Source organism: Mycobacterium angelicum (assembly GCF_002086155.1).
In the GTDB taxonomy this organism is placed as follows: domain Bacteria; phylum Actinomycetota; class Actinomycetes; order Mycobacteriales; family Mycobacteriaceae; genus Mycobacterium; species Mycobacterium angelicum.
Genome location: NZ_MVHE01000001.1, coordinates 25,612 through 41,057 on the forward strand (window position 1 = coordinate 25,612; position 15,446 = coordinate 41,057).

Here is a 15,446-nt window from a genome sequence, read left to right on the forward strand (position 1 = left end):
TGCCGCCCCACAACGCGTAAAATCCAAGGGCCGTCGAAGGGAGACTCCCCGTGAAGATGTCGCCTTTCGACTACCACCGGCCCGACACGGTCGATCAGGCGGTCGCACTGCTCGAAACGTACGGCGGGGACGGCAAGGTGCTCGCCGGTGGGCAAAGCCTTCTTCCGATTCTCGCCCTTCGGCTGACCCACCTCGGGCATCTCATCGACATCGGCCGGGTGCACGGCTTGCAGTCGATCGAGGTGGACGACGACGGCGCGGTCACGGTCGGCGCCACCGTGACACACGCACGGGTCGAGAGGTCAGATGTGCTGGCCGCCGCTGCGCCCGCGGTCGTCGGTGCCATGCCGTACGTCGGTCATCGGGCAATCCGGAGTCGGGGGACGGTGTGCGGGAGCTTGGCCCACGCCGATCCGGCGGCCGAGCTGCCGGCAGTTGCCCTGGCGGTCGGCGCGAAGATGATCGTGCGGTCCCCAGCAGGACAGCGGACGATGGCGGCGGATGACTTCTTCGAGGGATACCTGTCATCCGCATTGAACGAGGACGAGTTGCTCGTCGGAGTGCGCTTCCCGCCGTGGGCCCCTCGCGCGGGATGGTCGGTGCTGGAGGTGAGCAGGCGACACGGGGACTTCGCGTTGGCCGGGCTGGTGACGACGCTCGAGATCGATGACGCCGGGCTGCTGCGGCGACCGGCGTTGTCGTTCTTCGGGGTAGCCAGCACGCCGGTGCGTGTCGCCGAAGCCGAACAGTTGCTCGATGGCAGCCCGCCCGACCCCGCGCTCTTTGCGGAGGCAGCGAGGGCTGTGTCGGGTGCATTGGAGCCCCCCGGTGACGACCACGCATCGTCGGAGTACCGGGCGCACGTTGCGGGCGTACTCACTCGCCGCGGGCTCGCCGAAGCCACGAAACGAGCCGCCGCACGGGCCACGCAGCGGGTGGGCGTCTGATGCGCGAGATCACCCTCAGGGTCAACGGTCGGGACGAGCGCGCGGTGGTCGAGGGTCGCACCACCCTGGCCGAATTGCTTCGCGACCACCTTGGGCTCACCGGCACGCATCTGGGATGCGAGCACGGTATCTGTGGCGCGTGCACAGTGGCGGTCGACGGTCAGCCCGTCCGTTCCTGCCTGATGCTGGCGATGCAGGCGGAGGGCGCGGTGGTCGAGACTGTCGAGTCGCTGGGCGACGGTGATGAACTCGGGCTCATCCAGCAGGCGATGTGGGAGCGCCACGCGTTCCAATGTGCTTTCTGCGCACCGGGATTCCTCATGACGGTGCGATGCCTGCTGGCCGACAACCCGACGCCGACGGCGGCGCAGATCAAAGAAGAGCTCTCCGGAAACTTGTGTCGGTGCACGGGATACGCGTCGATCCTCCAGGGCGTCGCCGAAGCTGTGGCCAAGTTGGCGCCGACCACCGGAGGTGGCAACGATGCGTGAGCAGATCATGGGGCGATTCGTCGGCGCCCGCGTCCGGCGGGTCGAGGACCGCCGTCTGCTCCGCGGGCGCGGTCAATACGTCGACGACGTCGTCGTCCCGGACATGGCGCACGCGGCGTTCGTCCGGAGCCCATGGCCCCACGCCCTGATCCGCGGTATCGACACCACCCGCGCCGCAGGCGTTCCCGGGGTGCACGCGATCTTGACCGGTCCTGACATCGCTGCGGTCACCAACCCGCTGATCGGGATGCTCGCCTTGCCGGGCCTGTACGACCCATGGCACTGGGCGCTGGCCGTCGACCGTGTTCGTCTGGTCGGAGATCCGGTTGCCATCGTGGTAGCCACGTCACGCGCGGTGGCCGAGGACGCGGCCGAGCTGGTCGAGGTGGACTACGAGGAGCTGGAGCCGATCGCGACGTTGGCGCACGCCCACGATCCCAGCCGGCCGGCGATCTGGCCGAAGGCCAACGGCAACGTCATCTGGGCGGCGTCGGAGTCGTTCGGCGACGTCGATGCGGCGTTCGCCGGGGCTGATCGAGTGATCCGCGAGACCTTCCGCCAGCACCGGCACGCCAACCAACCGATGGAGACCAGAGGCATGGTGGCCGAGATCGACGCCGGCGGCCATCTGACGCTGCACGCGGCCCATCAGGCCGCGCACGTCCTCAAGTGGGTCATGGCGATGTGCCTGGCACGGCAGCCGGTGTGGATGTCGGTGCGCGACATGTTCCGCCAGCGCGAACAGATGAAGGCCATCTTCGCCGGGGTCCGCGACTTCGTTCGCGCCCACCCGACGATGTTGGCGGACACGCGGCCGATGGTGCCGATCATGCTGCGCCAGATCGCCAAAGATCCAATGCGGATGGTGCACCTCAACCGGGCGCTCCTCGGATTGATGGCAACGCCCAGGGAGCGCCTCCCGCGCGTCGTGACGGGCGACATCGGCGGCGCGTTCGGGGCGAAGATTTCGGTGCTGCGTGAGGAGATCGCCCTGTGCGCTGCCGCACTGCGTCTCGGCCGATCGATCAAGTGGATCGAGGACCGCAACGAGCACCTTGTGCTCGGCGCCCAGGCCCGTGACGAACAGGTCGCCGTCGAGGCTGCGGTGATGAACGACGGGAGGGTGCGAGGCCTGCGCGCCAAGCTCACGATGGATGGGGGCGCCTATCCGGCTCTTCCGTATGGGGCGCCCATGTTCTGCCGCTTCATCCAGACGATGTTCCCCGGTCCGTACCGGTTCGACGCCATGCAGTTCGACACCGAGATCGTCGCGTCCAACAAGCCGACGTATGTCGCCTACCGGGGCCCGTGGGCCGTTGAGACCTGGGTCCGCGAACGGTTATTCGATGTCATAGCCCGCGAGTTGGGGATCAGCCGCGCCGAGATCCGGCTGCGCAACATCGTCGGCCCCGACATGCTGCCGACGACGATGGTCACCGGTCCGGCCCTCGATGTGCGCATGTCGGCCAAGACCACCCTGCAAAGGGCTCTCGATGTCGCCGACTTCGAGCATTGGACCGAGCATCAGGCTGCGGCCCGGGAGCAGGGCCGTCGCCTCGGCCTCGGGATTGCGACCTACATCGAAGCGGCTCCGGGGCCGCCCGGGTTCATGGACGCGGTCATGCCGGGCATGTCCGCGTTCGCCGGCTCCGAGCCGATCCACGCGGTCCTCGAAGCCGACGGCAGCGTCACGCTGCACACCCGGCAGGTGCCCCATGGCCAAGGCCACGAGACGACGCTCGCGCAGGTGGCCGCCGACGAACTCGGCGTTGCGGTGGAGGCCGTCCGAGTCAGATACGGCGACACCAACTTTGCGCCGTTCGGCATCTCCGGCACCGGCGGCAGCCTGTCGGCGGCGATGGCGGGCGGCGCGGTCGCGTTGGCCGCGCACACGCTGCGCGAGCAGATCGTCGACATCGCCGCGGACCTGTTGGAGGCAGCGCCGGCCGACATCGTCATCGAAGACGGCGAGATTCACGTCGCGGGCGTCCCCACACTGTCGCGGACCTTCCGCGAGGTCGCCAAGGAGGCGATGCGGCGGGGCGTGACCGGCGGCGTGGTCGGCAACGACCGACCGGGCCGTCAAAAGGGCCCTGGTGAGGCGATCCGGGTGCACCGGGACTGGGACGGCGGCCAAGGGGGGTGGGCGCACGCCACGCACGTGTGCTGGGTGGAGGTCGATCTCGAAACCGGTGAGGTGAAGATTCCCCGCTACGCGGTGGTGGAGGACTGCGGCGAGATGATCAACCCGGCCATCGTCGAAGGCCAGATCCGGGGTGGCGTCGCGCAGGGGGTGGGTGCCGTGTTCTACGAGAAGACCACCTACGGGGAGGACGGGCAGCCCCGGTCGGGGACGTTCATGGACTACCTGATCCCGACCACGATGGAGATCCCGGAAATCGAGATCCACCATGTGGAGACGCCGACGGACATCGCCTTCAACTATCGAGGCGTCGGCGAAGGGGGCATGATCGGCGCACCGGCGGCGATCACCAATGCGGTGGAGGACGCCCTCGCCGACCTCGACGTCCGGATCACCGAACAGCACCTCCCGCCGACCAGGGTTCTCGAGCTCGCGGGCGTCATCCCCGAACGCACCGACCGATAATTCGGCCACCTTTTCGGGTTATGCCTCGGCGCAGAATCGGCGGCCGAAAATTGTCGTACCCCCCTGCGATGATGAACACATGCCTTCGACCGCATCCGCCGACGCCGTGGTGACGAGCCCTAGCGAGCGTCTTGAGGTGCTGTTCGAGGAGCTGGCGGAGCTGAACGGTCAGCGCAACGCGATCGATGGGCGCATCGTCGAGATCGTCGCCGAGATAGATCGCGACCAGTTGTGCGGCGCCACCGGCGCGCGGTCGGTGCCGGCGTTGGTGGCCTGGAAGACCGGCTGTTCGTCGGCAAACGCCCACACGATTACCACCATTGCGAGCCGGCTGACGGAGTTCCCACGCTGCGCCCAAGGCATGCGGGAGGGCCGGCTGTCGCTGGATCAGGTCGGCGTCATCGCGGCGCGGGCGGGTGAGGGATCTGATGAGCATTACGCGGAATTGGCACGCTTTGCCACGGTCAATCAGCTGCGCACCGCACTCAAGCTGGAACCACGACCCGAGCCCCGTCCGCGGCCCGAGCCCGAGCGCGAGCGCGAGCGCGAACGCTCGATCACTACCACCACCGACGAGCAGGGCAGCTGCTACCGCATCAGGCTTGACCACCACGACGCCGCAAAGTTCGATGCCGCCCTGCAGTCTCATCGTGATGCGTTGATGGCGGAGTGGAAGGCCGATCACGGCAATGGCAAGAGCGCTTCAGATCAGCGGCCCCCGTTGCCCACCACCGCCGAGGCGTTTATGCGCCTGGTCGAAGCCGGCTGGGATGCCGAGGCGGCCCGCCGGCCCCACGGGCAGCACACCACCGTGGTGGTGCACGTCGACGTTGAGCAGCGGGCTGCGGCGCTGCATCTGGGTCCGCTGCTCAGCGAGGCCGAACGTCGGTATCTAACCTGTGATGCCACCTGTGAAGTCTGGTTCGAACGCCACGGCGAGGTCATTGGTGCCGGCCGGGCGAGCCGCATGATCAGCCGCCGGCTTCGCCGCGCGCTCGAGCACCGCCAGCCCATGTGCGCCGTTCCTGGCTGCAGCGCCACCCGTGGTCTGCACGCCCATCACATCCGGCACTGGGAAGACGGCGGCCCAACCGAGTTGGCCAACCTGGTGCTGCTGTGCCCTTATCACCACCGGTTGCACCATCGTGGCGTCATCACCATCACCGGGTCCCCAAGCGCTCTGGTCGTCACCGACGACGACGGTCGAATACTGAGCCCGGGGTCACTCGCGCGGCCACCAACTCAACCCCCGCCCGCGGTGGCGCCCTGCCCCGGGCCTACCGGCGAGCGCGCGGACTGGTGGTGGTACGAACCCTTCCAACCCCAACCACCGCCAGTCAACAACTAGGCCGATCAGTGCCGGCGGCGCATCGACGCTCAAACACGTTGGCGCATCAAGAGATTCGTTCGCACTGCCAGGCCGCCCAGGCGGGCAACCTCATTTCGAGATGACCTCGAGCAGGTCGTCCAATGCGTTCAGGTTGTGGCCCTCGACGAAGTCATCGATGTACGGCAGTGCTGCGGCCATACCGCGGGCCAGCGGGGCGTAACCGGCCGTCGCTTTGAGTGGGTTGACCCACACCACCTTGTGAGCCACCCGCGACAGCCGCGCCATTTGATCGGCGATCACGCTCGGATCACCGCGCTCCCAGCCATCGGAGAGGATCACCACGACGGCGCCGCGAGACATGCCCCGCATTCCCCACTCGTCGTTGTAGTCGCGCAACGTATGTCCGAGTCGCGTGCCGCCAGACCAATCGGGCACCACCGCGCTTGCCCGGCGCAGCGCTTGATCGGGGTCGTGGGACACCAGCTCCCGCGTCAGCCGGGTCAGGCGTGTTCCCAGGGTGAAGGCTTCCACCCGGCGGCGGCCGGCCACGGCCGCGTGCATGAACCGCAGCAGCGCTCGGGAGTAGCTGTCCATCGAGCCGCTGACGTCACATAAGAAGACAAGCCTGCGGGGCTGCAGGGTCGGCGCGTACCAGGCTCGGCGGATGGGCTCTCCACCGGTGCGCAGCGATCCACGCACAGTGGCGCGGATGTCAGGCTGCCGGTTTCGGCGCCACTTGACGGGTCGCCGCCGCCTGCTGCGTCGCATCGCCGCTGCCGCACGAAGATTGGCCATCAACCGCTGCGCGTCGGCAAAATCTGTTGCGGTGTATTGGCCAAAGTCCTTGCTGCGGAGCACTTCTACCGGGCTATACCGCACCGCCGTCGTGGGTGCTTGGCTCGGGTGCTCGGCATCGTCTTCGGTCTCCGGATTTGGGTCGTCGATGCCCGCCATTTCCGCTGGAGCTATCGCGGCGACAGCGGCGTCCGACGGTTGGCCGAGCCAGACTGAACGGAATACGCGATCGAAGGTATCGATGTCCTCCGGGCGCTTGACCAGAACGGCGCGCCCCGCCCAGTACAGGCTGTCACGATCGGCCGGGTCAAGCTCGCTCAGCGCCGACACGAAGAGCGCGACCGATCCGGTGGGAACGGCGATGCCCTCGGCGCGCAGGCAACGGGCGAACAGCACCGCCAGCCGGTTCGCGCTGTCAGACATCGTCGTCGGCGACCCGCACCAGTATGTCGAGCCCTGCGGCCCTTGCCTTTTCGATGTCTTCGCGATACTTCAGCACCCAGCCGAGGGTGTGCTCGATGTCGGTGCCAGCCAATTCCGCCTCACCCAGTTCAGCCAGCGCTCGGGTCCAGTCGATGGTTTCTGCCACTCCCGGGGGTTTATAGAGGTCGAGTCCCCGCAACGCCTCGACGGCGGCGGCGACCCGCCGCGCCAGCCGTTCGCTTGCCTCAGGCACGCGCAGCCGCACGATGGCCACTTCTCTGTCGATGCCGGGATGGTCCACCCAGTGATAGAGGCAGCGCCGTTTGAGTGCGTCGTGCAGGTCTCGGGTGCGATTGGAGGTCAGGATCACCAGCGGCGGCATTTCGGCCACGAACGTTCCCAGTTCCGGCACCGTCACCGCGAAATCAGACAATATCTCCAGCAGGAAAGCCTCGAATTCGTCATCGGCACGGTCGATTTCGTCGATGAGCAGTACCGGCGGGGGGCCATCGCGGTTGTCGAGGGCTTGCAGGAGTGGTCGCCGAACGAGGAACCGCTCTGAGAAGAGTTCGTCTTCAGCAGCTGACATAGCCTCTGCGCCAACGGTTTCCGCAGCCTTCAGGTGCAGCAGCTGGCGGGCATAATCCCATTCATAGACCGCCTGCGCCACGTCGATGCCCTCGTAGCACTGCAGCCGTAACAACTTGGCGCCGGACATGCGTGCCAGCGTTTTGGCAACCTCGGTCTTACCGGCCCCGGCCTCGCCTTCAAGCAGCAATGGGCGCCGCAGCCGCGCGGCGAGATGAATGGCGGTGGCCAGCCCGTCGTCGGCGAGGTAGCCGAATCGGGTGAGGTCCGCTTGCAGCCGGCGGACCGCGTCGGTCGTCACGGGTGCACCTCCTGACAACCCACCGTGCGCATACCGCTGACTCTACGAAGCGGCGCGGCCCGTGGCGCGGTCTTGTCGAAAACATCGTCTTGAATGCGAGCGCCGTCCGTCTATGGGACGCAACAGCGGAAAAGAAACGCGCGCTCAACTCCCGCACTCCGGGGCCGACGACGTAGTTGGATGCGGGTGCGCCGGCCTCGACGTCCGGAATGAAGCGGGCCGCGCGCCCGCCCTTTTGCTAGGACAACAATCCGGAGACCCCGTCCTGGCCGAGTGCCCTTCCGCCGCGGGCGCGCCAATCGACCCCGGATCGGATTCACCGACCGTCGGCCTAACTCGGAGCCGGGCGTACTACCCAGGTGTCAGTTGGGTACGCGCATATCAACGCGTCACCATCTGGCGACTGTGCAAAAGCCCCACTTGCAGTACGGCTATGAATCTCCTCCACACACCCCGTGCCACCAATTTGTCGAACGCCAACCACCGGGTACGCAGCCGCTACCCAGACGTTGGGTTTTCCGGTTCCTCCGCAAATCAAAGCGGCACCGCCAGGGTCACGCCCGAAGATGAACTTCCCTGTGGGGCTACCGCAGGGCTGTCCTTCGTTCACACCGTTAGTCATATTGGGAACGACATCTGCGCTGGCAAGTGGGACCGCGCCCAATGCAGCCGCTGCAATGGCTGCCGCGACAAATGGCGCTTTCACGGTCCGCACCCCCTCGGCTGATGCGCTCTGGATGGGGATGAAGCTACTCGTCGGGAACGTTTAGCGGGCGCGTAATGCGCAATGTCAGCGGGCTAAGCGGGGTTGGCGAAAACCGGTTGCTCCCCGGACATCCCAGCGACCACGGCGGCGATCTGGTTGGGCGTACCGATTAGCCCGGTCTGCACTACTGATTCGAGCGCAAGAGCGGCTGCGGGGTCGTTGCTGATCCAGGTTTCGTCGTACAGGCGCTTCGCCGCACGGATGGCATCCGGTGACTTCCCTGCGATCTCGCCCGCGAGTGTCAACGCCGCTGATAGCGGATCCGCGGCCGTCCGAGTGATCAAGCCGAGCTCGGAACCCTCGCTGCCGGAGACGATTCGGCCAGTGAACGTCAACTCTTTCGCGACGTCGATCGGTAAAAGTCTCGGCAGTGTCTGCGTGATGCCCATGTCGGGAACGAGTCCCCACTTGATCTCCATGATGCTCAGCTTCGCGTCCGGCGCGGCGATCCGGATGTCTGCGCCGAGTGCAATCTGCAGACCGCCGCCAAAGCAGTTGCCATGGATCGCGGCAATGACTGGCGCCGGTACCAACGACCAGTCGTAGCTCACGCGCTGCGCGAGGTTCGCCGTCCGGTCCTCATCTCGGGACAACAGAACGCCCGTGCCACGCTCGTCGCCCATGAAACTTGCCACGTCCAAACCAGAGCAGAAGCTCTTGCCCTCACCGTGCAGAACGACCGCGCGGACCGATGTATCACCTGCCAGCTGCTCTGCGGCAGCCACCAAGCCGTCGAACATTGCTTGATCGAGCGCATTGTGCTTGTCGGCGCGCACCATGGTTGCCGTTGCCACGCCATTGTCGGCGATCCGCACCCGGACTCTGTCTTCACTCACGAGTGGCAATCTATCGCGCCGGGACCGGATGACCGGCCGACGCAAGAGTTGTCCAAGCGATCAGGCGCACGCTGTGGTTACCAACCGACAGAAAGATCAGAACATGAACAACCGAATCGCAGCACTGGTATCCGCTGTGTTGGCTAGCTGTGGGTTGGGCCTGGCGGCTCCTGCACAAGCCCGACCCCTACCACCGCATACGTGGTGCCCGGGCAATTAAATGGTGTACTCGCGCTACGACATGTCGTCCGGACCGGGGGTCGCCTACCAATGGGACATGAATGTCTGCCACACGTGGTACTGGGTACAGCACTCGGCCGGCAACGTGCCCTACCAGGGCCAGCTACCAAGCGATGTGTGGGACGGAGACAATCCGCCTCCGGTGAAAGAGGATTCATGCGACTTCTGCTCGTAGGGCTCGATGGCGAGAAACTTTAGACACGATCTAGCTGGACAGCGTTGAAGTATCGGCTTTAGCATCTATTGGCCACCGCTAGACATAAATGCTTTGCCCTATACCGGCATGGGTTCAAATCCAGGACGGAACAGGAAGGAGGTGAGCAAGTGTCCTACGATGTGTTATTCCTCGATGAGGAGACATCGTATTCGGCCAATGTACTCGTGGTCGAATGAAAACAGCTTGTCTACCTCGGTAGATAAGCTAGGCGGGCGGGGCCTGCACACAGCATGTGACCCCAACTGCAGGTTTTAGCCAATTCCGCGAACGGCGACAAAGGCATTACAAGCAATCATTTTGGTCGCGACGGATTTCTGTCATACCCAGATCGGGATAATCATCAGGTACGCGGCAAAGCACGCGACGGTGAAAGGCACCAGTCTGCGGGGAAGCAACGTGGTGAACCCCACGTGCATGATGACACCGACAATGAAAGCGGCCCAGAAGATTGCGGGAACAGGGGTCGCCAGTCCGAACGGCAGTAATGCCTCGGCGACAATGGTTCCCCACGTCGCCGGCGCCCATCGGCGTCGGCACACGTCGGCTGGCGCCTCGATGAGGTATTTCACCATAATCTTCGGGTAGTAAAATTCCCAGTGCCGCAAATACGGCCGGTTCATATAGAGGAACCGACTCGTTGCGACCAGTACATCGCTCGACCGGAACTGCAACGAACGCACCTTTGCATAGGCGCTGGCCCAGTAAACCTGGATCACGAGCAGCAAGGTTATCCATTTCGGCCACACCCAGGTGGTGGCGGTGTTGACCAGATTATGTCGACAGTCGGCGTTGACCAGGCACGATATCTGGTCAGGTCGCAAAATGTTGCCGCAACCCGAATCGACACTGACAATAATGCAAGCCAGCATTAAAAAGATGATGTGGAATCTCCGGTCATAGCCGGCCTCCAAGGCGAACCAACCCGCCAGCACCAGTGCGCAGATCTGTGGCCCGATGTCGAGGATAAGGCCTGCGGCGGCGACCCATTTCGCCAGGTAGGCCGCCCGATATACCGCGACAGTGCGAAATAGCCCATGCGGATGAGCGCTCAGGTAGCGATACCGCGCAAAGCTACCCTCGTCGAGGAAGTGCCATGCGCCGCAAATTTGATCGGAAGTGAATTTCCACAGAACCGCGATCGCGATACCGACACGGAAAAGATTGCTCGGCAAAGCCGGCACCCGCATATCGAACGCCGCTCGGACAGCATCAATCCACCAAATACCCATCGACCACTCTCATCTCGTGCAATCCCTCAGCGTCGAGGATGACCAGCCGCCCATGGACATGCATCGATTTCACTTCGCGCAGAAAATCCAGGAACTGCTGTCCCCTATCCCGGGTCAGATCGATTTCGGCAACGGTGACCGTGTAATCCCAAAAGTTGACTTTTTCTGGACCAGTCGGCGTTTCAGCAACCAACTCCCAAAAGCAGTAAGAAGGATCCGTAAACATCGGCCAAGAAAAGATTCCATTGCGAGTGATAAACCCGGCAATGACCATTCGAACCAGCAGTCCCGCGGTTACCAAGCAGGCGGTGACGGTCAGCACGGACGGCATGGCGGCCTTATGCTTTTCTTTCCTTTATGGTGGATTCTTGCTGATCTGGCAGCATACTCGGCGGGGCCTATTCGAGACACTGGAGGTCATGGTTGTTGATCAAGACGGGATAGCGGCATTCGAATCGATCGCCGACATTTATGCCGCGTACCGACCGGGCTACCCACCGACTCTGTTCGAATCGATCGAGGAAATGACTGCCCGCCCGCTCCGTGCCGCCGAAGTGATCGACGTGGGCGCCGGAACAGGGATCGCGACCGGACTCCTCAAAGAGCGGTGCGCCCGGGTGGTCGCGGTAGAACCAGGCGCGGCCATGGCTACCCAACTTCGGCGGTTGTTGCCCGAGGTGCCGTTGATACGAGCAATCGGCGAAGCTTTACCCCTGAAAGCCGCTAGCGCCGACATCGTCACCTACGCCCAATCCTGGCACTGGACGGACCCAACGCGCTCGACAGCCGAGGCAATGCGGGTATTGCGCCCGGGCGGTGCATTGGTGTTGTTCTGGAACCTCCCCGACCGTGAGATCGAGTGGGTCGCCGAGCAGGAACGGCGCCTACTGCGCTATGCCCCGATTCCGACGTTTCCCGGAGCGCACCCCGGTTATGTTCGCCCGGGCGTCACTGTCGTCGATGTCGTGCGGCGTTGCCTTCCCAATACGCTCCCGGCCGTACGTCGCATTCACTGGAGCCGGTCGGTGCCTATTGAGGCTCATATAGCCTGTCTGACCAGTGGTTCCAATCTCGCGGCGCTTCCATCGGACATCTTGAGCCGGCTCATTGCCAACGAACGAACGTCGTTGCTGGACATATTTCCGGGCGGCGTCGTCGATGAGGCCTACCTGGTAGAGCTGGTAGTCGTCCCCGCCAGTCGAGCGGTCTGACGCGAACTCACATTCTCGCCCACGAGTAGCGATCTATCGCTGCAGTGCCCTGTCCCGGAGCAGGGCTGCAACTCACGCGTCCGGTATCCGTGCAGCTCGGGAGATCGCGCAGGCAATACGCTATGGCGGCAAGGACCACCAGAGAGGAGCGCCCAGATGAACACATCATCGACGGCGATCGACCCGGAAGCGCCGGTGCTTGTCACGGGCGCCAGCGGCTACATCGGCAGCTGGATCGTCCGAGTACTCCTCGAAGCAGGACGCACGGTGCACGGCACGGTACGCAACCCGCAGAAGACTTCCGGTCTGGAACATCTGCACAAGCTTTCAGACGATCACCCAGGTCGGCTCCGACTGTTCAAGGCCGACCTGCTCGAACCCGCCAGCTTCGACGAGGCCATGGACGGATGCGAACTCGTCATGCACACCGCATCGCCATTTCTGCTCACCGGGTTCAAGGACGCGCAGGAAGCGCTGGTGCGCCCGGCGCTGGAGGGCACCCGCAACGTTCTGGACTCGGTCAACCGCACGCAATCCGTCAAGCGCGTGGTGCTGACCAGCAGCGTGGTGGCGATCTACGGCGACGCCCGTGAGTCTCGCGACGTCCCCGGCGGCATCTTCACCGACGAGCACTGGAACACCACCAGCAGCGTTGACCACCAGCCGTATCCGTACTCCAAGACGGTGGCCGAGCAGGAGGCCTGGAGTTACCAGAAGGCGCAGCAGCGCTGGGAGATGGTCACCATCCACCCCGGCCTGGTCCTCGGCCCTGCCCTGACCAGCGCCAGCGACTCGGCCAGCCTGAGCACAATGAAGCAGTTCACCGACGGCACCCTGCTCACCGGAGCTCCAGCATTGAGCATGGGCGTGGTGGACGTGCGTGATGTCGCCGATGCTCACCTGCGTGCCGGGTTGACCCCCGAGGCCCACGGCCGCTACATCGTCAACGCGGATTCGCTCACTCTGCTAGAGATCGGCAAGATGCTGCGCCGCCGGTACGGCCCGCTCTATCCGTTCCCGAGGACGACGATACCCAAGGTGATAGTGAAGGCCATCGCACCCGTTGTGGGGCTGACGCGAAAGTTCGTCGACCGCAACGTGGGTCACCCGCTGGCATTCGACAACCGCCGCAGCCGAGACGAGCTCGGACTGACGTATCGGCCGGTCGAGGAGACTGTTATCGAGCACTTCCAACAGATGCTCGATGACGGTCTAGTCAGCCGCAGGCCCGGTGGCCACTGACCGAGCGGATCGCGTACCTCGCGTCGTTTCCGACGCCACCTAGCTCATAGGCCTGGTCGTGGCTACCTGACGTCGAGCAGGTCCACCACGAAGATCAGCGACTCGCCGGGCTTGATGACGCCACCGGCGCCACGCTCGCCGTAGGCGAGGTGGGCGGGGATGAGCAGCTGCCGGCGACCGCCGACCTTCATGCCCTGCACGCCCTGGTCCCAGCCCTGGATGACCTGGCCGACGCCGAGTTGGAACGTCAACGGGTCACCGCGGTTATAGGAAGCGTCGAACTCCTCGCCGGTGGAATGGGCCACGCCGACGTAGTGCACGACCACCGTGTTACCGGCGGTAGCCTCCGCGCCGTCGCCCTCGATGACGTCAGTGATGACCAGGTCGGTGGGCGGCTCTCCGCCGGGGAAATCGATCTCGGGCTTTGCAGTCATGCTCACCACATTGGCAGATGGTCACCGGTCGTCTTGCCGACGGGTGGTCTCAAGACAGGCGTAGAGGGCCATCCTCGACCGCCGACTCTGGCGCTCGAGCGTGGTTCACGCTAAACAGGGTCGACGAGGATTCGCGTGGCAGAGGAATGCGGGTCTGACAACTCGATAACCGATTGACCGCCTTTACCCGCATCTTTCTCAGTGGAGCTGCCGGGAATCGAACCCGGGTCCTACGGCATTCCCTCAAGGCTTCTCCGTGCGCAGTTCGCTATGTCTCTACTCGGATCTCCTGGTCACGCGAACTAGCCAGGATGACGATCCCAGTCGCTGTTGGTGTCCCGATGAGTCCCGCGACCGAACTCATCGGTGGATCCCTCTAGATGACGCCAGGGTCCGGGTCGAGGGCTTTCCCGGTCTGACGGACCTGCTGTCGCTTAGGCAGCGAGAGCGAAGTCGCGCTGAGTGTTCTCGGCGCTTAATTGGTTGCAACGACGCTTACGGTGGTCTCTTGCCTGCACCGGCACGCTTCCCTTGATTCGATGCGCGAAGTCGAAACCGTTCAGCCCCTTGTCTGCAATATTGCGCATCCCCCCGCCGAATCTCGGCAGGACAACCCATCGTACGCCGCTATCAACAACCGGCAACGCAATTAACTTCCCCACCCGCGGCGACCAAGACACCGGATACCCCCGATCTTGCGACGTCAGGGGTACCCCGTGTCACGGGGCTCGGCTGGTTACTAGCCGATGCCGACCACCTCTTGGGCGATCGCGGCGACGCGCGTTTGTGCCGCCGAAATGATGCGCTGCCGGGCCTTGTGCGCCTCTTCGTAAGCGATGACCGTCCGCAAATCCTCAGGAGCACTGAGGTCCTTGACGGCAGCCACCGCGTCGGCCACGTTGAGCTCGTCGTATCCCTCGATGGGCAGTTCCGACGCGTCCAGCACGCCGGCAGCGGCTCGACCGGAGTGCAACACATTGGCGGTCCGGTCGGCCCCCTCGCTGCGGGTGACTTTCTCCGCCGCCTCGAGGGCCGCATCGCGTGAAGCAGCAAGCGCCTTCGCGGCAATCTCGGTGGCATTGCCGCCGCGTTGCACCAGGTCGTTAAACGCCGGGCCGGTGGACCGCAGCGTTTCCACGGCGCGGTCAAGCCCGCGAACCGACCATGAGACCGGCAGGTTGACCAATTTCACGGCAGTGCCGGCCGCCATCTGCAGCGGGGTGCGTCGCAGCGCCGCCGGGCCGCCGAGCGCATCCTCGGCGAGCACGGTCGTCAACCAGTCCACGGTTGCCGCGTGCGCCGTGATCAGGCGATCCGCCAGGTTCACGATGTCCGTCTGCTTCGCCGCCACGGCCAGCGCCTTGGCGTAGCGCGCTCGGTCCAGCAACTGGTCTTCGAGGGCCAGGTCACCGAGCAGCGCCTCGTCGAACGGCTCGGCCTGTTCGGTCAGCGCCTTAACCGCCGCGGCGGCGCGGCCCAGGAACGGGCCGATCACGTCGGGATAGCCACCCAGATCGCGGATCGCGCCCTCGATGGCTTCCGCGCGCTCGCGGCCGTTCTTCGCATTTTGTGAAAGTTCGCGGCGCACCGCCTCAGTGCGGGCTTGAACGATGCGGGTTTCCGCGATCTGGATTTCGGTATTGGTCAGGTCGAGCAGAGTCCGCAGTTGCGCAAGCAACCTGGTCACATCGGGTGCGGTCATAACTAGTTGACCTCCTTGCAGTCGGTGGTGATTCGGCGCGAGGCGCGCCCCATGACATCACGGCTACCCATAGCCGCCGGAAAATC

Annotated in this window: 14 protein-coding genes and 1 other RNA gene; 7 read left to right on the forward strand and 8 right to left on the reverse strand. The window is 64.7% G+C overall.

Translation table 11 applies throughout. The features are described from left to right. Positions 1 to 56: 56 nt before the first annotated feature. From BST12_RS00145 to BST12_RS00160, 4 genes are all read left to right on the forward strand, one after another. Positions 57 to 947: an FAD binding domain-containing protein gene (locus tag BST12_RS00145; protein WP_083111202.1), complete on the forward strand. Its 891-nt coding sequence runs from the start codon at positions 57 to 59 to the stop codon at positions 945 to 947. Beyond that, complete coding sequence (locus BST12_RS00150; protein ID WP_083110976.1) at positions 947 to 1,438, forward strand: (2Fe-2S)-binding protein; 492 nt, start codon at positions 947 to 949, stop codon at positions 1,436 to 1,438. The genes BST12_RS00145 and BST12_RS00150 overlap by 1 nt, the downstream gene beginning before the upstream one ends. Further along, entirely contained in the window at positions 1,431 to 4,046 is a 2,616-nt protein-coding gene (locus BST12_RS00155) for a xanthine dehydrogenase family protein molybdopterin-binding subunit (RefSeq protein WP_083110977.1), read from the forward strand. Before BST12_RS00150 ends, BST12_RS00155 begins: the two co-directional genes overlap by 8 nt. Before the next feature lie 79 nt (positions 4,047 to 4,125). Then, a complete protein-coding gene (locus BST12_RS00160) occupies positions 4,126 to 5,394 on the forward strand; it encodes an HNH endonuclease signature motif containing protein (RefSeq protein WP_083110978.1) in 1,269 nt (422 codons plus the stop codon). A 90-nt stretch (positions 5,395 to 5,484) separates the two neighbouring features. Here BST12_RS00160 and BST12_RS00165 read toward each other — a convergent pair whose 3' ends face one another. From BST12_RS00165 to BST12_RS00175, 3 genes are all read right to left on the reverse strand, one after another. After that, entirely contained in the window at positions 5,485 to 6,594 is a 1,110-nt protein-coding gene (locus tag BST12_RS00165) for a vWA domain-containing protein (protein WP_083110979.1), read from the reverse strand. Next, positions 6,587 to 7,483: an AAA family ATPase gene (locus BST12_RS00170; protein ID WP_083110980.1), complete on the reverse strand. Its 897-nt coding sequence runs from the start codon at positions 7,481 to 7,483 to the stop codon at positions 6,587 to 6,589. Before BST12_RS00170 ends, BST12_RS00165 begins: the two co-directional genes overlap by 8 nt. 798 nt (positions 7,484 to 8,281) lie before the next feature. Continuing rightward, entirely contained in the window at positions 8,282 to 9,085 is an 804-nt protein-coding gene (locus BST12_RS00175; protein ID WP_083110981.1) for a crotonase/enoyl-CoA hydratase family protein, read from the reverse strand. Positions 9,086 to 9,305: 220 nt separating this feature from the next. On the opposite strand from BST12_RS00175, the gene BST12_RS30535 reads away from it, so the two are divergent. Continuing rightward, complete coding sequence (locus BST12_RS30535) at positions 9,306 to 9,500, forward strand: hypothetical protein (RefSeq protein WP_139801418.1); 195 nt, start codon at positions 9,306 to 9,308, stop codon at positions 9,498 to 9,500. 359 nt (positions 9,501 to 9,859) lie between these two features. Here the strand turns inward: BST12_RS30535 and BST12_RS00185 are convergent, their stop codons facing one another. Both BST12_RS00185 and BST12_RS00190 read right to left on the reverse strand, forming a co-directional pair. Next, entirely contained in the window at positions 9,860 to 10,771 is a 912-nt protein-coding gene (locus tag BST12_RS00185) for a hypothetical protein (protein WP_139801419.1), read from the reverse strand. Continuing rightward, complete coding sequence (locus BST12_RS00190) at positions 10,752 to 11,102, reverse strand: hypothetical protein (RefSeq protein ID WP_139801420.1); 351 nt, start codon at positions 11,100 to 11,102, stop codon at positions 10,752 to 10,754. The genes BST12_RS00185 and BST12_RS00190 overlap by 20 nt, the downstream gene beginning before the upstream one ends. An 88-nt stretch (positions 11,103 to 11,190) precedes the next feature. On the opposite strand from BST12_RS00190, the gene BST12_RS00195 reads away from it, so the two are divergent. Both BST12_RS00195 and BST12_RS00200 read left to right on the forward strand, forming a co-directional pair. Beyond that, positions 11,191 to 11,982, forward strand: a complete 792-nt coding sequence (locus BST12_RS00195; RefSeq protein WP_083111203.1) for a class I SAM-dependent methyltransferase — start codon at positions 11,191 to 11,193, stop codon at positions 11,980 to 11,982. Between the two features lie 156 nt (positions 11,983 to 12,138). Continuing rightward, complete coding sequence (locus BST12_RS00200; RefSeq protein WP_211281178.1) at positions 12,139 to 13,224, forward strand: SDR family oxidoreductase; 1,086 nt, start codon at positions 12,139 to 12,141, stop codon at positions 13,222 to 13,224. A 62-nt stretch (positions 13,225 to 13,286) separates the two neighbouring features. Here the strand turns inward: BST12_RS00200 and BST12_RS00205 are convergent, their stop codons facing one another. The 3 genes from BST12_RS00205 to BST12_RS00215 all read right to left on the reverse strand — a co-directional run bounded on the left by BST12_RS00205 (position 13,287) and on the right by BST12_RS00215 (position 15,360). Beyond that, positions 13,287 to 13,658, reverse strand: coding sequence for an FKBP-type peptidyl-prolyl cis-trans isomerase (locus BST12_RS00205; protein WP_083111205.1), 372 nt, complete (start codon positions 13,656 to 13,658; stop codon positions 13,287 to 13,289). Between the two features lie 199 nt (positions 13,659 to 13,857). Then, positions 13,858 to 14,225, reverse strand: a transfer-messenger RNA (tmRNA) gene (gene ssrA, locus BST12_RS00210). A gap of 172 nt (positions 14,226 to 14,397) precedes the next feature. Then, entirely contained in the window at positions 14,398 to 15,360 is a 963-nt protein-coding gene (locus tag BST12_RS00215) for a hypothetical protein (RefSeq protein ID WP_083110984.1), read from the reverse strand. Positions 15,361 to 15,446: the final 86 nt, after the last annotated feature.